Raw genomic sequence first — 19,886 nt, forward strand, 5'->3', positions numbered from 1 at the left:
ATGCACTGGAACAGCGCCTCCGAGTTTTTCGCCATGGGCGGTTACGCCTTTTACGTCTGGGGTTCCTTCGGCGTCACCGCCCTCATCATGGCGGTGGAACCGATCATCGTCGCCCGGCGTCGTAAGAACCTGTTGTCCCGCCTGAAGCGGCAGATCACTGCCGAGAATCTGGCCCAAAGGAGTGAAGAAAGTTGAAAGCCCGTCACAAGCGCATCGCCCTCATCGTCGCCGGTCTGGCGGTTCTCGGCATCGGCACGGCCCTGGTGCTGAACGCCTTCAACAGCAACCTGGTGTTCTTCTTCTCCCCCACCCAGGTCCTGGCCGGTGAGGCGCCCAAGGGCAAGACCTTCCGCATCGGTGGCCTGGTCAAGGAAGGCAGCGTCGAGCGCCTGGCCGACGGCGTCAGCGTCCGTTTCGCCGTGACCGACACCGACCAGACCCTGCCGGTGCAGTACAAGGGCATCCTGCCGGACCTGTTCAAGGAAGGTAAGGGCGTCGTGGCCCAGGGCAAGCTGGATGATGCCGGCCTCTTCGTCGCCACCGAGGTGCTGGCCAAGCACGACGAGAACTACATGCCGCCGGAAGCCCAGAAGGCCGTTGCCGACGCCCATGCCAAGGCCGGCGAGAACAAGGCCGCGGCGGAAGCCGGCGAGAAGAAGGCGGCCGTCGAGGCGGCCGAAAAGGCTGCGGCCAAAACCCTGAAGTATTGAGAGCGACCCCATGATCCCCGAACTCGGGCACTTCGCCCTCATACTGGCCTTCTGCGTCGCCCTGGTGCAGGGCGTGCTGCCCCTGGTGGGCGCCCATCAGGGCCGTACCCCCTGGGTCCTCGTCGCCCGTCCGGCGGCCATGGCCCAGGCCCTGCTGGTGGCCTTCGCCTTCGGCTGCCTGACCTGGGCCTTCGTGCAGAGCGACTTCTCCGTCGTCTATGTGGCCCAGCATTCCAACACCCTGCTGCCCACCCTGTACAAGTTCTCCGCCGTGTGGGGCGGCCACGAAGGCTCCCTGCTGCTGTGGGCCCTGATGCTGTCCCTGTGGACCTTCGCCGTGGCGGCCCTGTCGCGCCAGTTGCCGGAGCCCATGGTGGCCCGGGTGCTGGGCGTCCTCGGTCTGGTGGCGGCCGGCTTCCTGCTCTTCATCCTGGTCACCTCCAACCCCTTCGAGCGCCTGCTGCCGGCAGCCCAGGAAGGCCGCGACCTGAATCCCCTGCTGCAGGACCCGGGCCTGGTCTTCCACCCGCCCATGCTCTACATGGGCTACGTCGGCTTCTCCGTGGCCTACGCCTTCGCCGTCGCCGCCCTCCTTTCCGGCCAGCTGGACGCCGCCTGGGCCCGCTGGTCCCGGCCGTGGACCACCTCCGCCTGGATCTTCCTCACCCTGGGCATCGCCCTCGGCTCCTGGTGGGCCTATTACGAGCTGGGCTGGGGCGGCTGGTGGTTCTGGGACCCGGTGGAAAACGCCTCCTTCATGCCCTGGCTGGTGGGCACCGCCCTGATCCACTCCCTGGCGGTGACCGAGAAGCGCGGCAGCTTCAAGAACTGGACGGTGATGCTGGCCATCGGCGCCTTCTCCCTGTCCCTGCTCGGCACCTTCCTGGTCCGTTCCGGCGTGCTGACCTCGGTGCACGCCTTTGCCACCGACCCGACCCGGGGCATCTTCATCCTCGCCTTCCTGGTGGTGGTGATCGGCTCCAGCCTGGTGCTGTTCGCCTGGCGCGCTCCCAAGGTGGGCCTGGGCGGGCGCTTCAGCCTGGTGTCCCGGGAATCCTTCCTGCTCACCAACAATGTCCTGCTGGTGGTGGGCTGCGGCACCGTCTTCCTCGGCACCCTCTACCCGCTGCTGATCGACGCCCTCAACGCCGGCAAGATTTCTGTCGGCCCGCCCTACTTCAACACCGTCTTCGCCCCCCTGATGGTGCCGGTGCTGTTCCTCATGGGCGTGGCCCCCTTCGCCCGCTGGAAGGAAGCCAGCCTGGCCGAGATCGCCCGCCTGCTGCGCTGGGCCTTCGCCGCCGCCGTGCTGGTGGGCGTGGCCGTGCCCTTCATCTACGGCACCTGGCATACCGCCGTGGCCGTCGGCATCCTGGTGGCCGCCTGGATCACCCTCACCGCGGTGCTCAACTTCCTGCAGCGGGTGCGCGCCACCCGGGGCGACCTTTCCTTCGCTGCCGCCGTCTTCAAGCAGCCCCGCAGCTTCTGGGGCATGCACCTGGCCCACATCGGCGTCGCCGTGTTCGTCGTCGGCGTCACCCTGGTGAAGAACTACGAGGTGGAGAAGGACGTGAAGATGGAGCCGGGCGACAGCGTCCATCTGGTGGGCTACGAATTCCGCTTCATCGGCGTGCATCAGGTGGAAGGTCCCAACTACCTGGCCCTGCGCGGCGAGGTGGAGCTGCTCAAGGACGGCAAGCTGGACAAGGTGCTGCATCCGGAAAAGCGCAACTACGCCTCCTCCGCCATGCCCATGACCGAGGCCGCCATCGACGCCGGCCTGACCCGGGACGTGTACGTCTCCCTGGGTGAGCCCATCAACAAGAGCCAGCCGGAAGGCGCCTGGGCCGTGCGGGTCTACTACAAGCCCTTCGTGGACTGGATCTGGGGCGGCTGCCTGCTGATGTCCCTGGGCGGCCTCATCGCCATCGCCGACCGCCGCTACCGGGTCAAGGCCCGGGCCGCCACGCCAACCGCCGCCGCCTCTTCCGCCGCGGCCTGAACGAGCCTGACACGACCATGAACAAGTTCCTCTGGCCCCTCATCGGTTTCATCGTCCTGGTGGTGCTGCTGGCCATCGGCCTCAACCTCAATCCCCGGGAAGTGCCCTCGCCCCTGGTGGGCAAGCCGGCTCCGGCCTTCGCCCTGCCGCGCCTGGACAACCCGGCCAAGACCTTCTCCCCCGAGGAGATGAAGGGTCAGGTGTGGCTGCTCAACGTCTGGGCCACCTGGTGCCCGTCCTGCGTGCAGGAGCACCCGGTGCTGGTGGAAATGTCCAAGCGCAACTACCTGCCCATCGTCGGCTTCAACTGGAAGGAAGTGCGCGGCGACGGTGCCCTGGACAGCAAGCCCGACACCCCGGAGAAGGAAATGACCCTGGCCATCCAGCGCTCCGGCAAGCTGCTGGCGGCCAAGGGCAATCCCTACCAGACGGTGATCATGGACCTGGACGGCCGCGTCGCCATCGACTACGGCGTCTATGGCGCTCCCGAGACCTACCTGATCGACAAGGCCGGGGTCATCCGCTTCAAGCACATCGGCCCCATCACCCCCGAGGTGCTGGAAAAGAAAATCCTGCCCCTGGTGGCGGAGCTGAACAAATGAGCCCCTTCAAGCGACTGTGCCTGGCCGCCTGCCTGGCCCTGGCGGCCCTGGCCCCCTTCGCCTCCCTGCAGGCCAAGGAAGCGGCCGACCTGGCCGCCGACCCGGTGGCGGAAAAGCGCCTCATGGAAATTTCCGCCGAGCTGCGCTGTCTGGTCTGCCAGAACCAGACCATTGCCGATTCCAACGCCGACCTGGCCCTGGACCTGCGCCGGGAAATCCGCGGCATGATCCAGCAGGGCAAGAGCGACCGGGAAATCCTCGACTTCATGGTGGCCCGCTACGGCGACTTCGTCCTCTACCGGCCGCCGGTGCAGAACAATACCGCCCTGCTGTGGTTCGGTCCCCTGCTGATCCTGGTGGTCGGCCTGGTGGCCCTGGTGCGCTACCTGCGCCGGCGTAACGTGGCCGCCACGGCCGCTGCCGGCGGCGGCCTTTCCGAGGCCGAGCGCCGCCGCGCCGAAACCCTGCTGCAGGAAGCCGCCGCCTCCGACAAGAAAGATTCCGCCCAATGACCGCCTTTGCCATCGCCGCCGCCGTCCTGGTGGCCCTCGTCGTCCTGCTCCTGCTGCCGCCCCTGCTCAGGGGCCGGGCGGTGAGCCGGGCCGACCGCCGTCAGGCCAACCTGGCCGTGTTCCGCGACCAGGAAGCCGAGCTGGAAAAGGAAAAGGCCGCCGGCACCCTGGGCGAAGCCGACTACCAGCAGGCCCGGGAAGAACTGCAGCGGCGCCTGCTGGAAGAGGTGGACGTGGCCGCCGAGGCGGTCTCGCCGCGCCAGGGGCCGAGCCGCCCCACCGCCATCGTCCTGGCCCTGCTGCTGCCTGCCGCCGCCCTGCTGGGCTACACCCTGCTGGGCAACCCCAAGGCCCTGGACCCGCGCAACCTGCAGGCCCAGCCCCAGGTGACGGCGGAGCAGATCAACGACATGGTGGGCAAGCTGGCCGCCCGCATGAAGGACAATCCGGACGACGAAAAGGGCTGGATCATGCTGGCCCGCTCCTACAAGACCCTGGGCCGCCTGCAGGAGGCCGCCGACGCCTACGCCAAGGGCGGCAAGCTGCTGCAGGAAAACGCCGCCCTGCTCACCGACTACGCCGAAACCCTGGCCAGCCTCAGCGAAGGCCGTTTCGCCGGCAAGCCGACCCAGCTCATCAACCAGGCCCTCAAGCTCAATCCGGAAGAGCCCCAGGCCCTGATCCTGGCGGGCGTCGCCGCCGGCGAGCGGGAGGACTACAAGGCCGCCATCGGCTACTGGGAACGGCTGCTGCCCATGGTGGAACCGGGCTCGGAAGAGGAGACCTCCCTCAAGGAAGCCCTGGCCCGCCTGCGGGAAAAGGCCGAGGCCCAGCCGGGGAAAAAGGCCGCCCGCAAGTAGGCGGCAGGCCTGCAAGGCAGGCGGGGTGCCACTTTCCGGTACCCCCTGCCGGAGAGGCGCATCCATCCTGCCTGGGGTGGCAGGTCCTTGTGAAATCCTTGATTTTCCAGTGTTTAAGCAGCGTCTCGGACGGCCCGCACGGGCCGTTCCGCGTTTTTGCGCGGAATTAACCCGCATCAAATATCCGGGCTTTTCGCCTCGGCTAGACTGCTTCCCACGATAGAGAGAAGTCCGGTTCGGGCATTTCAGCCCTGCTGCCGGCCTCAGGGAGAGAAAGCGCATCATGTCCGAGAATCAGAAAACCGGCCTTTGGGCCACCCTCAAGAAGCCCAGCGCCAAGTATTCCTTGTTTGCGCTGATCACCGTCGGCTTCGTCAGCGGCATCATTTTCTGGGGCGGCTTCAACACCGCCATGGAAGCCACCAACACCCTGGAGTTCTGCATCTCCTGCCACGAGATGCGGGACAACGTGTACCAGGAATACAAGCAGACCATCCACTACTCCAACCGCACCGGCGTGCGTGCCGTCTGCTCCGACTGCCACGTGCCGAAGGACTGGGTGCACAAGATGAAGCGGAAGATCCAGGCCAGCCAGGAAGTCTGGGGCAAGCTCACCGGCACCATCGACACCAAGGAAAAGTTCGAGGCCAAGCGCCTGGAACTGGCCACCCACGAGTGGGAGCGGATGAAGAAGAGCGATTCCCGCGAGTGCCGCAACTGCCACAGCTTCGACGGCATGAACACGGACAAGCAGAAGCCCCGCGCCAAGAAGATGCACGAGCTGGCCCAGAAGGACAACAAGACCTGCATCGACTGCCACAAGGGTATTGCCCACCACAAACCCCAGAACATGCCTGAGGACGACGACGAGTAATCTGCGTCGAATCCCACGGCAGGCCGTAACCGGCGGGGCGCAGCAAGGCCCCGCCCCTGAACCAAGCAGCCGGCTCCCCGAGCCCAAATCAAGAATGGAGAGTTACACCATGTTCAAGCAAACCGCCATCGCCTCCGCCGTCGGCCTCATGCTGGCCCTGGGCAGCCAGGCCGCTTTCGCCGCTCCCGACTGGTCCAAGGTCCCCGCCAAGAAGATCACCGTGTTCTACCCGGGCACCTCCGGCATCGAGTGGATCACCAAGGGCACCGACCACAGCGGCGCCAAGGGCATCCGCAAGGGCGAGGCCTGCACCGGCTGCCACGAAGAGGAAATCGCCGACATCGGCAAGAAGGTGGTCTCCGGCGAGAAGCTGGAACCGAACCCGCCCAAGGGCAAGGCCGGCTCCATCCCGGTCAACGTCCAGGCCGCCTACGACAAGGACAACGTGTACTTCCGCTTCTCCTGGAAGCAGCCCGCCAGCGGCGGCGAGAAGCTGGACAAGGACAACGAGGTCAAGCTGACCGTGCTGCTGGCCGGCGACAAGGTGCCCCTGGCCGACCAGGTCGGCTGCTGGCAGAGCTGCCACACCGACGCCCGCACCATGCCCGGCGCCGACGACAAGAAGACCAAGTACGTCAAGGACGGCAATGTGGCCGGCGGCGTCTATTACGATCTGATCCAGTGGAAGAGCGGTAAGGGCGCCAAGCCGGTGGACGGCTACATCGCCGACAAGCGCGTCATGGAAGGCGGCAAGGCTCTGGTGGATGCCAAGGGCGAGAAGAAGGGCGACACCTGGACCGTCACCTTCACCCGCAAGCTCACCGGCGGCGAAGGCGACGTGGCCCTGGCCGAAGGCAAGACCGTGCCCTTCGGCTTCGCCATCCACGACGACCACGCCGGCGGCCGCTTCCACCACGTTTCCTTCGGCTACAGCCTGGGCGTCGGTGCCAAGGCCGACGTGACCGCCGCCAAGCAGTAACGATCTCTCGGGCCGCAAATCTTCGCGAGTTGGCTTTGCGGCCAATTGGGGCGGGGCAGTTGCCCCGCCTTTTTCTTTGCTACTGCCGCGGAGCACGCCGTCTTGAGCCATCCCCCTGCCAACCTATCCCGGCGCGGCTTTTTCCGCGGCCGCAGCGCCCCGGCGGCGCCCCTGCGGCCGCCCTGGGCCGTGGACGAGGCGGCCTTCCTGCAGCAATGCACCGGCTGCGGCGACTGCATCCAGGTCTGTCCCACCGGCATCCTGACGGCGCTGGCCCCAGGCCAGCCGCCGGTGGTGGATTTCCGCCAGGGGGAATGCACCTTCTGCGGCCAGTGCGCCAGCGCCTGCCGGCCCCGGGCCCTGCGCCGGGAGGATGACCGGCAACCCTGGCCCTACAAGGCCGCCGCCGGCGAGGCCTGTCTTGCCCGGCAGCAGGTGGAGTGCCGCAGCTGCGGCGATTTCTGTCCCGAGGGCGCCCTGCGCTTTCCCGCCCGGGCCGGCGGCCCGGCCCTGCCGGTATTGCTGGAAGACCGCTGCACCGGCTGCGGCGCTTGCCTGGCGCCCTGCCCGACGGCGGCCATCAGCATCGGCCGTCCGGATTAGCCGGCGAAGCGGTCCAGGCGGCGCCGGTCCCGCTTGGTCGGGCGGCCCCGGCTGTCCTGGCCGGGGGAGGGGGTCAGGGCCCGTTGTTCCTGCTCGGTGGCCCGGCGCGCCACGGATTCCGCACTTTCCTCATACAGCAGCCGGGCTTCCGGCGCCGGCCGCCGCTGGCCGTTGACCGCCAGCACCGTCACTTCCCAGCGTTCCTGGCCCGTCCCGATGTCGAGGCGGTCGCCGGCCTTGACCTCCCGGGAGGCCTTCACCGTCTGGCCGTTGAGCTTGACCTTGTTGCCCTCCACCGCGTCCTGGGCCAGGGCCCGGGTCTTGAAGAAACGGGCGGCCCACAGCCATTTGTCCAGCCGCAGGCGGCCGTCGCGGCTGAGTCCGGGAATGTAGGGCAGGGGGGTGTCGTCGACCATGGGGGGAGATAAGGCGGGTTGGGTTGCGGCTTGGTTCGGGGTTGGTTGCCGGAAAGTGGGCCGGCCGCAGTCTAGCGCGCTCCCGGGTCTATGCCCATCCTGCCGTGGTGCCGGCCGTCCCACTGGCTGTTGGGGCCAGTGTCCCGTCGGGAATGGACGGCTGTGGATGCCTGGCCTGGAATGCCCGTGCTGCTTGCATCTCCGGGGTGTCACCCCGAAAAGTGGCGTCCTTTCTGCCTCTCGGAGGGGCGGGGCGTGCCCCTGGTGATGGTCTGGGGGGCTGCCCCTATTCCCTTACCGGACGCTTGCCCAGTTTGCGCTGCAGGGTGCGGCGGTGCATTTTCAGGGCCCGGGCAGTGGCGGAGACGTTGCCGCCGTGTTCCGCCAGCACCTTCTGGATGTGTTCCCATTCGAGCCGGTCCACCGACAGGGGCGAGTCGGCCACCGGCGTGGTGGCGTCGCCGGCGGTGCGCTGCAGGGCGGCGACGATCTCGTCGGCGTCCGCCGGCTTGGCCAGGTAGTGGGTGGCGCCCAGCTTGATGGCTTCCACCGCCGTGGCGATGCTGGCGTAGCCGGTGAGCATGACGATGCGCGTGCCGGCCTCCAGGGCGGCCAGTTTTTCGATCAGCACCAGGCCCGAGTCGCCGGGCATCTTCAGGTCCACCACCGCGTACTCGGGTGGATTGGCGCTGGCCAGGGCGTAGGCGCTCTCGGCGCTGTCCGCCGGCGTCACCAGGTAGCCGCGGCGTTCCAGGGCCCGGGTGAGGACCCGGCGGAAGACTTCGTCGTCGTCCACCAGGAGCAGGGTGGGGCAGTCGTTGTCCGGGCCGTCGAGGGCGTCGGTGCTGGCGGGAAGGGTGTCGTTCATGGCCTGTGGCGGTTCAGTGCGGCGAGGGGAAGGGTGATGCGGCAGCAGGCGCCGGAGCCTTCCGGGGCCGGCCGGTTGCACAGTTCGAGGCGGCCCCCGAAGCGCTCCAGGGTGGCCCGGGTGAGGAACAGGCCGATGCCGCTGCCGCCGGCCTGGGTCGGGTCGTCCTTGGTGCTGACGAAGGCCTGGCCCAGGCGCGGGGCCAGGGCCGGGTCCAGGCCCGGGCCCCGGTCGAGGAATTCGATGATGCAGTCCTCGCCCTGGCAGCGGCTGCGCACTTCGACCCCTTCGGGGGAGGCGTCGGCGGCGTTGTCCAGGATGTTGATGAGGGCCTGCTCCAGGCTCGGCTCCGCCTGCACCAGAGGCTCGGCGTCACCATCTGCCGACTGGTAGTCCACCCGCACCCGGGGCCGCAGCACGCGCCAGCCATCGAGCAACTCATTGAGCCACTGGCCGAGGGGCCGGGCGGGGGCGGCTTCCTGCCCTTCCCGGGCGGCGCCGGCGGAGGCCAGGACCTGGGTCAGGGTGCGCTTGCACAGGTCCACCTGTTGCCGCAGCAGGGCCAGGTCTTCTCCCAGGGCCGGGGTCTGGCCGTGTTCAAGCTCCAGTTCCCGCAGCACCACGGCCATGGTGGACAGGGGCGTGCCCAGCTTGTGGGCGGCGCCGGCGGCCAGGGTGCCCAGGGCCAGGATCTGCTCGTGGCGCAGGGCCCGCTCCTGCTCCCGCTGGCGGGCCTCGCCCAGCTCCCGTTCCCGCTCCCGCAGGGTGGCGGCCAGGCGGGAAAGGAAGAAGGCAACGATGAGGGCGCTCACCAGGAAGTTGAACCACATGCCCAGCACATGCAGGGCGAATCCACCACCATGAGCGCCGCCGTGGCCGGCGTGCTCCGGGGCAACGCCGCTGGCCCGGGCCAGGATTTCGTCCAGCCGGGCCAGGTCGCCCTGGGGCGGCGGCAGCGGCAGGTTGAAGAACATGAGGAAGGTGTAGGCCCCCAGGGTGATGCCGGCCATGGCCCAGATGTAGCGCCCGGGCAGGGTGGCGGCGGCGATGGTGAGGGGCAGCAGGAACAGGGAGACGAAGGGATTGGCCGAGCCGCCGGCGTAATAGAGCAGCAGGGTCAGTACCAGCACGTCGGGCAGGAGCTGGCAGAAATATTCCCGGTCGCCCACGGGCCGGGGGCGGCCCAGGCGCCACTGGGTGTAGAGATTGAAGAGGCCCAGGCCGATGCTGGCGGCCGCCATGGGCAGGACTTCCAGGGGAATGCGCAGCCATCCGGCAGCCAGCACCAGGACCAGGCCCTGGGCCAGGACTTCGATCCGGCGCAGCATGACCAGCCGGGCCAGGGGCTGGCCGGAGGCGACGGATGGGGTGGCGGGCAGGGAGGGCGTGGCGGCAGGCATCGCCGCCATTCTAGCGCCCGCGGGGCGGGGCGAGGGGATGCGGGGTGCCGCTGCGACATTTTGCCGCGGCACCCGCGGGGGTCAGGGCAGGGGGCTTTCCAGGGCGAACAGCTCGGCCACGGTCTCGCGGCGGCGCACCAGGTGTACCTGGTCTCCGTCCACCATGACCTCGGCCGCCCGGGGGCGGGTGTTGTAGTTGGAGCTCATGGAGAAACCGTAGGCGCCGGCGGACATCACCGCCAGCAGGTCGCCCGGCACCACCGCCAGTTCCCGCCCGTGGCCGAGGAAGTCGCCGGATTCGCAGATGGGGCCGACGATGGAGTAGCTGGCCTTGGCGGCATTGCCCGGAGCCACTTCGACGATGTCGTGGTAGGCATCGTAAAGGGCGGGGCGCATCAGGTCGTTCATGGCCGCGTCCACGATGGCGAAGTTCTTTTCCTCGCCCGGCTTCAGGTATTCGATCTTGGTCAGCAGCAGACCTGCATTGCCCACCAGACGGCGGCCCGGCTCCAGGATGACCTGCAGGCCGCGTCCTTCCAGCTTCTGCAGCAGGGGGGTGAGGTAATCGGCCACCCGGGGCGGCGCTTCGTCCAGGTAACGGATGCCGAGGCCGCCGCCCAGGTCGATGTGGTGCAGGCGGATGCCGGCTGCGGCCAGCTGGTCCACCAGGGCCAGCACCTTGTCCAGGGCTTCGGCAAAGGGGGAAGCGTCGAGCAGCTGGGAGCCGATGTGGCAGTCGATGCCGGTGACCTCGATGCCGGGCAGGCTGGCGGCGCGGCGGTAGAGGGCCAGGGCATCCTCGTAGGCGACGCCGAACTTGTTCTGCTTGAGGCCGGTGGAAATATAGGGGTGGGTCTTGGCATCCACATTGGGATTGACCCGCAGGCTCAGGGGGGCCTTCTTGCCCAGGCGCACGGCGACGGCGTTGAGGCGGTCCAGTTCGGGCACGGACTCGACGTTGAAGCAGCGGATGCCCACTTCCAGGGCCCGGGCCATTTCCGCTTCGGTCTTGCCGACGCCGGAGAAGACCACCTTGCCGGCCTCGGCGCCGGCTGCCAGGACGCGTTCCAGTTCGCCGCCGGAAACGATGTCGAAACCGGCGCCAAGGCGGGCGAAGAGGCTGAGAATGCCCAGGTTGGAGTTGGCCTTGACGGCGTAGCAGACCAGGCCGCCGGCACCGGCGGGATGGGCGGCCAGGGCATCGCGGAACTCGCCGTAGGCGGCTTCCAGGGCGGCCCGGGAATAGACGTAGGTGGGCGTGCCGAACCGGGCGGCGATGCTGCTCAGGGCAACGGCTTCGGCGTGCAGGACGCCGTTTTTGCGGGAGAAGAAGGTCATTGCGGCTGTATCTGGGAAGGGGAGGGGGACTGCATGTTAGGATTGGCGCCGGTGTTCGGTGCCGGCCGGGCCTGCCCGTCGGCAGGCGGCGGATAGACCAGGGGGCCCTTGCTGCCGCAGGCGGTCAGCGTCAGGGCCAGCAGGCCGGCAATCAGATAACGTGGGTGCATGGCTTACGGCTCACTTGGAATTCGGGCGCAAGGAGAGGGCCCCAGGAGGCCGCCCTTGTCGTGACCGGTCATGGTAGCACAGGGCCCAAACCCTTGCCTTCACAGCAGAATGGATCGGAAATGGAAGAAAGCGAATTCAACGCCCTGGCGGAAAAAACCCTGGCGGCCATCGAGGCCGGCCTGGAAAACAGCGGGGCCGACGTGGATTTCGAACTGGGTGCCGGCGGCGTGCTCGAAGTGGAGTTTGCCGACGGTTCCAAGATGATCATCAACCGTCATGGCGCCGCCCGGGAAATCTGGGTGGCCGCCCGCTCCGGTGGCTTCCACTTCCGCCCCGACAACGGCAACTGGATCGACACCCGGGATGGGAGCGAACTCTTTGCCAAGCTGGAACGCCTGCTTGCCGAGCAGGCCGGGGAGCCGGTACCCCTGCGCTGAGCGCCAGGCGGCGTGGCCGCCTGAGAGGGGGGCGTCCCGTCAGAAGGTCAGGACCTTGTCTGCCTCCAGGGTCCATTGGGCCAGTTCCGGCAGGGTACCGATGGCGGTGCCGGCGATCAGGGGCAGTTCATGCACGCCCCGGGCCTGGGCGCAGGTCCGGCACAGCTTCACCGGCACGCCCTGGGCCACCAGGGCCTCGATCATCTCCCGCAGGCCGCCGCCGGCGGCCGCATCCACCTGATTGGCCAGACCGGCCACCACCGCATCGGACATGAGAAAGAGGCGCACCGCCGTCCGGGCTTCGTTGCCGGCCAGGGCCGTGGCCAGGCGCAGGGCGGAGAGCACCCGCTCGCTGCCGTAGGGCGGCGCGTGCACGATGATGAGTACGTTCTGCATGGCGGTTCCCGCTCAATCCACCGGCTTGCTGCCGTCGTCCTTGGGTTCGGGCGGCACTTCAGCGGGCACGTTTTCGCTGTAGAAGAATTCCTTGGCAGTGCCGGTCTTGGAGCGTTCGCTCGGCACATCCACGGACACCAGGCCTTCGGGCGCCGGCTGGAAGCTCTCCGGCACGTCCTTGAGGGCCGTGTGCATGTAATTGATCCAGATGGGCAGGGACACCAGGCCGCCGGTCTCGCCGCTGCCCAGCTTCTTCGGCTGGTCGAAACCAACCCAGGCGCAGCCCACCACGGTGGCCTGGTAGCCGCAGAACCAGGCGTCGATGTAGTCGTTGGTGGTGCCGGTCTTGCCGGCCAGGTCGCGGCGCTTGAGCTGCACCGAGGCCTTGGCGGCGGTGCCGAAGATGGCCACGTCGCGCAGCATGGAATCCATCAGGTAGGCATTGCGCGGGTCGATGGCCCGGTTGCCCTCGTCGCCCACCGGCACCGGCTGGGCCTGGGCCAGGATGTTGCCCTTGTCGTCCCGGATGTCCCGCACCACGTAGGGCTGGATGCGGTAGCCGCCATTGGCGAAGACGGCGTAGGCGCTGACCATCTGCCAGGGGGTGACGGAGCCGGCGCCCAGGGCCATGGTCAGGTAGGGCGGGTGCTTCTCGGCGTCGAAACCGAAGCGGGTGGCGTAGTCCTGGGCGTACTGGGTGCCGATGGCCTGCAGCACGCGGATGGAGACCATGTTCTTGGACTTGGCCAGGGCCGTGCGCAGCTTCATCGGGCCTTCATACTTGCCGTCGTAGTTATGTGGCTCCCACGGGGTGCTGCCGGTGGCGCTGGCGGGAATGACGATGGGCGAATCCTGGACGATGGTGGCCGGGGTGTAGCCTTTTTCCAGGGCGGCCGAGTAGATGAAGGGCTTGAAGCTGGAGCCGGGCTGGCGCCAGGCCTGGGTGACGTGGTTGTACTTGTTGCGGCTGAAGTCGAAGCCGCCCACTAGGGCGCGGATGGCGCCGTCCCGGGGGTCGGTGGCGACGAAGGCCGATTCCACTTCCGGCAGCTGGCTGATCTGCCAGTTGCCCTTGTCGTCCTTCTGCAGGCGGATGATGGCGCCCCGCTTCAGGCGCTTGTTGGGGGGCGCCTTGTCATCCAGCATGCGGGCGGCGAACTTGAGGGAGTCGCCGGAGAGCACCACCAGCTCGCCTCCCCGTTTGTAGGCCTTGACGGTCTTGGTGTCGGCCTGCAGCACGATGGCGGCCTGCAGGTCGCCCACGTCGTTATGGTCGGAGAGCAGGTCTTCCAGGTCTTCGTCCTGGTCGGTCTGCACTTCCTTCATGTCGGCGTAGGCTTCCGCCCCCCGGTAGCCGTGGCGCCGGTCGTAGTCCATGACCCCCTTGCGCAGGGACTGGTAGGCGGCTTCCTGGTCGGCCTTGAGGATGGTGGTGTACACCCGCAGGCCGCGGGTATAGACGTCGTCGGGGAAGCGTTCGGCAGCGATCTGGCGGGCCATTTCGGCCACGTAGTCGGCGTGCACCGAGAACTCGTTGGCATCCCGCTTCACCACCAGGGTCTGCTTCAGGGCTTCCTCGTGCTGCTTGTCGTCGATGAAATGCAGTTCGTGCATGCGCCGCAATACATATTGCTGGCGCAGGCGGGCCCGCTTGGGATTGACCACCGGGTTGAAGGAAGAGGGAGCCTTGGGCAGGCCGGCCAGCATGGCCGCCTCGGCCACGGTGATGTCGTTGAGGGACTTGCCGAAATAGATCTGGGCGGCGGCGGCGAAGCCGTAGGCCCGTTGGCCCAGGTAAATCTGGTTGATGTAGAGCTGGAGAATCTCGTCCTTGCTGAGGTTGTGCTCGATCTTGAAGGAGAGCAGGGCCTCATAGAACTTGCGGGACAGGGTCTTCTCGCTGGAGAGGAAGAAGTTGCGCGCCACCTGCATGGTGATGGTGGAAGCTCCCTGGCGCTTGCCGCCGCCGGAAAGGTTGGCCACTGCCGCTCGCAACACCCCCAGGGTGTCCACGCCACCGTGCTGGTAGAAGCGCTCGTCCTCGGCCGCCAGGATGGCGTGCTTCATCACCGGGGGCACGTCCTGGATGCGCACCAGGGCCCGGCGCTCCTCGCCGAATTCGCCGATCAGGGCGCCGTCACTCGAGTAAACACGTAAGGGAATCTTCGGCCGGTAATCGGTGAGGACTTCCAGGGAAGGCAGGTTGGGATAGGCCAGGATCAGCACCATGCCCGCCAGGGCGGCACCGATGACGGCGAGTCCGGCGACGATGAAGACGGGATAGAGAATCCAGCGCAGGGCCGGGGGGAGGGAGGGCAGGGCAGGCAAAGGGGCAGACCTGTAACGACGGGAAACGCGGATTATACGCCGGCCCTTTTGCCGGGGTTAATTCGCTTTACATGCTCTATAGTTGCTGCTAGCATCTAAAGTAAATTATCTGTATTGTCCCTAACTATATATATTTAAAGGGACTTTTTTGGGGAGTCCGGTTTGCAGCTCGACCTCTCGATATTCAATCCGAAGGCCAAGCCCTTGATCGGTCTGGACATAAGTTCGTCCGCCGTCAAGATGGTCGAGCTTTCCGGTAATGCCAAGGATGGTTTCCGCGTAGAGCGATATACCATCGAAGTGCTGTCCCGGGACGTCATTGCGGATGGCAATATCGTCAATCTGGAAGCCGCGGCGGAATCCGTCAAGCGGGCGTGGAAACGCATGGGTACTTCCACCCGTCAGGTAGCCATGGCCTTGCCGGCCGCGGCCGTCATCACCAAGAAGATCATCGTTCCGGCCGGACAGCGGGAAGAAGAACTGGAAGTACTCGTCGAATCCGAGGCCAACCAGTACATTCCCTTCGCCCTGGAGGAAGTGAACCTGGACTTCCAGGTTATCGGTCCCGCCCCGTCCTCGCCGGATGAGGTGGAAGTGCTGATTGCCGCCTCCCGCAAGGAAAAGGTGGAAGACCGGGTGGCCGTGGCCGAAGCAGCCGGGCTCAAGGCAGCGGTCATGGACGTGGAGTCCTATGCCGCCCTCGCCGCCTTCGAACTGATCGAGCGCCAGTTGCCGGACCAGGGAAAGAACCAGGTGGTGGCGATTGTGGATATCGGCGCCAACGTCACCAACCTGACGGTGATGCGTAATGGCCAGCAGGTCTATGCCCGGGAGCAGGCCTTCGGTGGCGCCCAGCTGACCCAGGACATCGTCCGCCAGTACGGCATGAGCTTCGAAGAGGCCGATGCAGCCAAACGCAACGGCGGCCTGCCGGAGAACTACGAAGCCGAACTGTTGCGTCCCTTCATGGAAAGCCTGGCGCTGGAAGTCTCCCGGGCCCTGCAGTTCTTTTTCACTTCCACCCAGTACAACCAGGTCAATCATCTGGTCTTGGCTGGTGGATGTGCGGCCATTCCCGGGCTGGACTGTTGACAGCGGACCTTCGCAATCACCCCGACCGATTCGACATGAGCAGTCGGCCCAGTTTGCCATGAGCAGGTCGCCCGAATATCATGAGCAGCATTCACGGTCCGGCACTGCGCACGCTCAACAAAGAAATGATGCTCACGAGCGTTGCTACGCGTGAGCATCCCTCCAAGAGAATTACTCCCCTGCCATCTTCTCCTGGGCCCGAATTTTCCGCATCGACTCCCCCTTGAGTTGAAGCTGATACGATTGATGGACGATACGATCCAATACCGCATCGGCAAGGGTCGGATCAGGGAACAGTCCGTGCCATTGCGCCCGCGGATACTGGCTGGTGATCAGCAGCGAACCGCAGCGCATGCGCCGGTCGACGATATCGAGCAGCACGTGCCCAACGGCCAGATTGATCTCCCCGTTGCCGAAATCGTCGATCAACAGCAACGCCGGTTTGACTAGCCGAGATTTGAGCGTCGAGACCGAACCGTCGGCCAACGCCATCGCAATATCGGAGAACAGTTGCGAGCACCGGTAGTAAAGAACGGAGATTCCCTGCCGGCAAGCTTGGGTGCCCAATGCACATGCCAGCCAGGTTTTTCCAACCCCTGTCGGCCCTAGGATGTTCAGATTCTGGTGGCGCAGAATCCACTGACACCCAGCCAAAGTAGCCAATAAAGCCTTATCCAGCCCTCGACCAGCCCGATCATCCAAGTCTTCCAATACCGCCGACTCCGGAAACCCGGTTCCTTTCAACAGCCGTTGGATGCGACGTGTATCGCGATTCGAGATCTCCCGATCGACCAGCATGGCCAATCGTTCGTCAAAGGATGAGGTGTTGAGTTTCGGCTGATCCAGCTGGAGTTGGTAGGCGTCGGCCATACCTCCCAATTTCAGTTGGCGCAGCCCGCTCAGGGTTTGTTGCACTGTGCTCATGCTTCCCCTCCGAAATAAGCGGCACCCCGATTGTTTTCGTGGGCTTCGCGTACGCCAGAGTGAGGTGAGGCATCCGCCTGCTGTGCCATCAGATCTGCTTTCTTCTTCAGGATAGACTCGATGCTCCGGATCGCCGTGATATTGCAGGATTGCGCGTAACGGCAGGCGGCCAGGAAACGCTCATCACCGTACTCCAGCGCCCATGTTCGCAACTTCCGTGCCGCTTTGAGCCCGTTGGTCAGATCATGGCGTTCGATGAGATGGTGCGTGAAAAGCTGCTCGATGACTGGATCTTTCGCTTTGGCCCAATTCAGCAATGCATGAGGTTCGCCTTCCTGGACGCGGCGATGCGCAACCGGCATGTGCTCTTCGTACCGGGAGATATCTCCTGGTTCCGTGAGAAGCGTATGGGTCGCCAGCCGCTTGTTGCGCCGAAAGATTTCCAGCGAGGTGCTGGTGATGCGCAAATCGACCACATCCCCCCGATGTTGCCAGGGAACCGAGTAATAGCATTTGCCATGTTCGATCAAATAGTCGTCTCCGACCCGGACGCTGTGACGCCACTCCGACAATTCGTATCGAGTAGAAGGCAGCGGACGCAAGGCCGGCGCATCCAGTGCAAGGAACCTGCTGCGCCGAGTATCTTCGCTTTTAGTCAACTTCCGATCATTCAACAATTCGTTGAGCCGGCGAATTTCGGCGTTCGCCTCATCCAAGCTGAAAAACACCCGGTCACGCAAGCGGAAGAGAACCCAGCGCTGGGCCAGTTTCACTCCGGCCTCCGCCTTTGCGTTTTGCCGAGGTGAGCGTTGCTTGGTCGGCATGGGGGCCGTACCGTAGTGCTTCAGACATTCCAGATATTGGGGGTTGAGGACAATACGATCTTTTTCACGGCGTAGCACAGCCGCCTTCAGGTTGTCGCTGACAACCCAGTTTGGCACGCCGCCAAAATACTCGAAGGCATTTGCCTGTGCTGCCAGCCAGCAGGCCGTCGTCTGTTGCCATACCAGTTCCAAATACGTGCGGCTTGAACAGCCCATGACGGCGACGAAAAGATTGGCCTCGCGAACCGGTTCGCCTGAGCAGCCCTGGATGACCACCTTGCGCCCGGCAAAATCCGTAAACATCCGGTCTCCCGGGCGGTAAATCTGGCGCATCACCACACGTTGCTGCCCCAGCCATTTCCGGTAACCTTCGTTGAACTGGGACTGACCAATCCCATCCGGGTGCTCTTCACGCCATTCCTGCCAGATTTGTTCCCGGGTGGCATCCTCTAACTGCATCTGCTCATGGACCCATGTCCAATCCGGCGACACCTTGCGTTGGGCCACTGAGCGGTTTTTAGTGCCCAGAGCCAACTCCCACTGATCGTCGTCCAGATCGACAATATCCTGCCAGTTTTTGCCACTAGCCTGGATTCGTTTGCGCAACTCGCCAACCGAGTTGGCACAGATGCCCGTGATCCGACTGATCGAACGAGCTGATTGAGGTTGATGAAAATGCAGGCGTGCAATCTCACGCTGCTGTGTTACAGGTATCCGCATGGATCTCTCCGTATCCGGCGACTCGCGCCGAAGGGTTGAATGTTCGTTCACGCGAAACGAACGGATGAGAAAGCCCACCGTCCCGGACTTGACTTATCCTGAGACGTTGCTGATACTGCTTATTCCAAGTCGCAAACTTGAATCCGCAGTACGCAACCCGAGGTCGCCACCTCGGGTTTTGCGTTTTATGGGCCGGGAATTTTGTTCGGTCCTTATTTCATGCATGCTCCTTATTACAAAGCTAGGCAACGCCTGCTGCCTAGGTCCTTTTCGTGAATGCGCTATCGTCGATAGACAGAAATTCTCGATCACATCTGAAACCGCCAACTCATCTACTCGTTGGTCGTTCTCAATTTCATGCCAATGAATTCCTGATATCGCTGATCTATTTGTTATTCAGGTCGGTTGGCGTAACTCATGTGAAGCCACCAGATTGGCTTGATATGCGTCAGCTAACCATCGGGCCACATCAAGGCCCAGTGCAAAGACTCCCCGACGGTTAGGCAAGGTGAACAGGGAAACTTCAACCTGCCCGCGCCTGCGGGCCTGACGGAATGCAGCCAAGGACCGATATCCCATCGCTTGAGCCAAATCAACTCCACCGAGGATCGGGCCATGGCGCTCCAGAAGATCTTCATACAACTGCACGACAAGCGGCCTCGACTGCAGTATTTGCTGTGTATCGAGCGCCCTTAAGGGGCTTGGGGTTTTGGGAGATGGCGAAAGGGTCATGGCAGTCAGTGTCGTCATTGGTCACGCAGTGTTCGCCAGATCGCACGCCCAATCTACCCGAACAGAAATCCGGAATTTCTGTACTCTATACAAATGCCGAAATTCCTTACCTCCAAAAAGCCGGGCCGGCCACCACGAAACTTGATTGATGTCTTGAGGACTCAGCTTTGGTTCCATGTGCTCAAGCTGCGTTCAGGTTTGCCCAGCGCCTATGCCATCGAGAAAGCCTTGGAGCCCCACCTTGTCCGCATTACTGCAGATGGGGTGAATCGTCCTAGGAAGTGGGACAGTTATGAACATGGCACCCGGGTTCCCAAGCGCAGCTATGATCTGAGCGATGCAGTTGATCTAGCCGAGCGGCACTACCCAGGAACGGCGAGTTGGTTTGACAATCCCCTTTGGGAAATTTTGAAAGGAACCAAGCCGGATCGTTGGGAATTGCAGCGCCTGCTGCAGACACTTTCCCCCGCAGTCATTGACGTATTGATCACAACAGAAGGGTCTATCAAGGGGCAAGCAGAACTCGTCCAATTGACCCATGAGCACTTTGATTGCCTTGTGGCGCTGGGGAATTTTGACGCGCTGGCAGCGGTTGCGATCCTGACCAAACTTTCAGAGGAGACCGCGTCTCACGAGTTACGCGATATGGCGCTCGACTGCTACGCTCGGCTGCAGCCCATCTTGGCGGACGCACCGGAAACTTGTGCGCACTACCCCGAGCTTTTCACCTATGTCGATAAGGTATGCCAGTATTGGGTGATGGTTTCGCCGGGAAAGCGTATGAACGTGCACGTATTCTGGCATGGCCAGGAGTGGGCAAGTGATCGAATCTCCTACTTTGGCCCGAAATTAGCCCTTCTATACCGTGCTCACGAATGGGGAAATGGTTGGGAGGAGTGGGGGAACTCAACTTAACGCCGGCAACGGTTGAACTTTCTTGCGTCGCGCAAATTCATGGGTTCAGATTTCTTCCGTCGATCCGCAAACCAGTCTGTGCAAGATGAGAGACAGTCGTTCCTCAATCAGGGGACGTTCAGGCAAAGGCAGCAACGAAGGTTAGCTTTCTCATTCGACGAATACGTGCTCCCAATCCTCAGC

General features: G+C 64.6%; 22 protein-coding genes. 12 read left to right on the forward strand and 10 right to left on the reverse strand.

All coding sequences use genetic code 11. From position 1 onward, the window contains the following. The 9 genes from ccmD (at position 1) to napF (ending at position 7,142) form a co-directional block, all read left to right on the forward strand. Positions 1-195 carry a heme exporter protein CcmD gene (gene ccmD / locus AZSP09_RS14235; protein ID WP_014236273.1) on the forward strand — a complete coding sequence of 65 codons (195 nt, stop codon included), beginning with the start codon at positions 1-3 and terminating at the stop codon, positions 193-195. Then, positions 192-710 carry a cytochrome c maturation protein CcmE gene (gene ccmE / locus AZSP09_RS14240; RefSeq protein ID WP_014236274.1) on the forward strand — a complete coding sequence of 173 codons (519 nt, stop codon included), beginning with the start codon at positions 192-194 and terminating at the stop codon, positions 708-710. The genes ccmD and ccmE overlap by 4 nt, the downstream gene beginning before the upstream one ends. 10 nt (positions 711-720) lie before the next feature. Then, positions 721-2,712 carry a heme lyase CcmF/NrfE family subunit gene (locus tag AZSP09_RS14245; protein WP_130459418.1) on the forward strand — a complete coding sequence of 664 codons (1,992 nt, stop codon included), beginning with the start codon at positions 721-723 and terminating at the stop codon, positions 2,710-2,712. A 17-nt stretch (positions 2,713-2,729) separates the two neighbouring features. Beyond that, the gene (locus AZSP09_RS14250; RefSeq protein WP_152090404.1) at positions 2,730-3,314 is read left to right on the forward strand and encodes a DsbE family thiol:disulfide interchange protein; all 585 of its coding nucleotides are present in this window, start codon (positions 2,730-2,732) and stop codon (positions 3,312-3,314) included. Next, positions 3,311-3,826 (forward strand): cytochrome c-type biogenesis protein, encoded by a 516-nt coding sequence (locus tag AZSP09_RS14255; RefSeq protein ID WP_152090405.1) that lies wholly within the window; start codon positions 3,311-3,313, stop codon positions 3,824-3,826. Before AZSP09_RS14250 ends, AZSP09_RS14255 begins: the two co-directional genes overlap by 4 nt. Continuing rightward, complete coding sequence (gene ccmI, locus AZSP09_RS14260) at positions 3,823-4,686, forward strand: c-type cytochrome biogenesis protein CcmI (protein ID WP_152090406.1); 864 nt, start codon at positions 3,823-3,825, stop codon at positions 4,684-4,686. The genes AZSP09_RS14255 and ccmI overlap by 4 nt, the downstream gene beginning before the upstream one ends. A gap of 283 nt (positions 4,687-4,969) precedes the next feature. Further along, positions 4,970-5,560 (forward strand): NapC/NirT family cytochrome c, encoded by a 591-nt coding sequence (locus AZSP09_RS14265; protein ID WP_014236279.1) that lies wholly within the window; start codon positions 4,970-4,972, stop codon positions 5,558-5,560. Between the two features lie 109 nt (positions 5,561-5,669). After that, positions 5,670-6,539, forward strand: coding sequence for an ethylbenzene dehydrogenase-related protein (locus tag AZSP09_RS14270; protein ID WP_014236280.1), 870 nt, complete (start codon positions 5,670-5,672; stop codon positions 6,537-6,539). Between the two features lie 102 nt (positions 6,540-6,641). Further along, positions 6,642-7,142: a ferredoxin-type protein NapF gene (gene napF, locus AZSP09_RS14275; protein WP_152090407.1), complete on the forward strand. Its 501-nt coding sequence runs from the start codon at positions 6,642-6,644 to the stop codon at positions 7,140-7,142. Here napF and AZSP09_RS14280 read toward each other — a convergent pair. From AZSP09_RS14280 to lptM, 5 genes are all read right to left on the reverse strand, one after another. Next, positions 7,139-7,558 (reverse strand): RNA-binding S4 domain-containing protein, encoded by a 420-nt coding sequence (locus AZSP09_RS14280; RefSeq protein WP_152090408.1) that lies wholly within the window; start codon positions 7,556-7,558, stop codon positions 7,139-7,141. The genes napF and AZSP09_RS14280 overlap by 4 nt on opposite strands. Before the next feature lie 286 nt (positions 7,559-7,844). Beyond that, the gene (locus tag AZSP09_RS14285; RefSeq protein WP_014236283.1) at positions 7,845-8,426 is read right to left on the reverse strand and encodes a response regulator transcription factor; all 582 of its coding nucleotides are present in this window, start codon (positions 8,424-8,426) and stop codon (positions 7,845-7,847) included. Continuing rightward, on the reverse strand, positions 8,423-9,835 hold the full coding sequence (locus tag AZSP09_RS14290; RefSeq protein ID WP_152090409.1) for an ATP-binding protein: 1,413 nt from the start codon (positions 9,833-9,835) through the stop codon (positions 8,423-8,425). Before AZSP09_RS14290 ends, AZSP09_RS14285 begins: the two co-directional genes overlap by 4 nt. 72 nt (positions 9,836-9,907) lie before the next feature. Beyond that, positions 9,908-11,164: a diaminopimelate decarboxylase gene (lysA, locus tag AZSP09_RS14295; protein WP_130459411.1), complete on the reverse strand. Its 1,257-nt coding sequence runs from the start codon at positions 11,162-11,164 to the stop codon at positions 9,908-9,910. Then, a complete protein-coding gene (gene lptM, locus AZSP09_RS20005; protein ID WP_172974770.1) occupies positions 11,161-11,334 on the reverse strand; it encodes an LPS translocon maturation chaperone LptM in 174 nt (57 codons plus the stop codon). Before lptM ends, lysA begins: the two co-directional genes overlap by 4 nt. A 120-nt stretch (positions 11,335-11,454) precedes the next feature. Between lptM and cyaY the strand changes: the two genes are divergently transcribed. Further along, on the forward strand, positions 11,455-11,772 hold the full coding sequence (gene cyaY, locus AZSP09_RS14300; RefSeq protein ID WP_130459410.1) for an iron donor protein CyaY: 318 nt from the start codon (positions 11,455-11,457) through the stop codon (positions 11,770-11,772). A gap of 39 nt (positions 11,773-11,811) precedes the next feature. Here cyaY and AZSP09_RS14305 read toward each other — a convergent pair whose 3' ends face one another. After that, positions 11,812-12,168 (reverse strand): DsrE/DsrF/TusD sulfur relay family protein, encoded by a 357-nt coding sequence (locus AZSP09_RS14305; RefSeq protein WP_152090410.1) that lies wholly within the window; start codon positions 12,166-12,168, stop codon positions 11,812-11,814. 12 nt (positions 12,169-12,180) lie between these two features. Next, positions 12,181-14,496 (reverse strand): penicillin-binding protein 1A, encoded by a 2,316-nt coding sequence (locus AZSP09_RS14310; protein ID WP_130459408.1) that lies wholly within the window; start codon positions 14,494-14,496, stop codon positions 12,181-12,183. A 162-nt stretch (positions 14,497-14,658) separates the two neighbouring features. Here AZSP09_RS14310 and AZSP09_RS14315 point away from each other — a divergent pair, with 162 nt between their 5' ends. After that, positions 14,659-15,588 carry a pilus assembly protein PilM gene (locus AZSP09_RS14315; protein ID WP_172974771.1) on the forward strand — a complete coding sequence of 310 codons (930 nt, stop codon included), beginning with the start codon at positions 14,659-14,661 and terminating at the stop codon, positions 15,586-15,588. 171 nt (positions 15,589-15,759) lie between these two features. Here AZSP09_RS14315 and istB read toward each other — a convergent pair whose 3' ends face one another. From istB to AZSP09_RS14330, 3 genes are all read right to left on the reverse strand, one after another. Next, positions 15,760-16,512, reverse strand: a complete 753-nt coding sequence (gene istB, locus AZSP09_RS14320) for an IS21-like element helper ATPase IstB (protein ID WP_152090411.1) — start codon at positions 16,510-16,512, stop codon at positions 15,760-15,762. Further along, complete coding sequence (gene istA, locus AZSP09_RS14325; protein ID WP_152090412.1) at positions 16,509-18,056, reverse strand: IS21 family transposase; 1,548 nt, start codon at positions 18,054-18,056, stop codon at positions 16,509-16,511. Before istA ends, istB begins: the two co-directional genes overlap by 4 nt. 396 nt (positions 18,057-18,452) lie before the next feature. Then, positions 18,453-18,806: a hypothetical protein gene (locus tag AZSP09_RS14330; RefSeq protein WP_197739018.1), complete on the reverse strand. Its 354-nt coding sequence runs from the start codon at positions 18,804-18,806 to the stop codon at positions 18,453-18,455. Between the two features lie 75 nt (positions 18,807-18,881). Here AZSP09_RS14330 and AZSP09_RS14335 point away from each other — a divergent pair, with 75 nt between their 5' ends. Then, positions 18,882-19,703: a hypothetical protein gene (locus tag AZSP09_RS14335; protein ID WP_152090413.1), complete on the forward strand. Its 822-nt coding sequence runs from the start codon at positions 18,882-18,884 to the stop codon at positions 19,701-19,703. Positions 19,704-19,886 lie beyond the last annotated feature (183 nt).

This window comes from Azospira sp. I09 (genome assembly GCF_009177135.1).
Taxonomy (GTDB): Bacteria; Pseudomonadota; Gammaproteobacteria; order Burkholderiales; family Rhodocyclaceae; genus Azospira; species Azospira oryzae.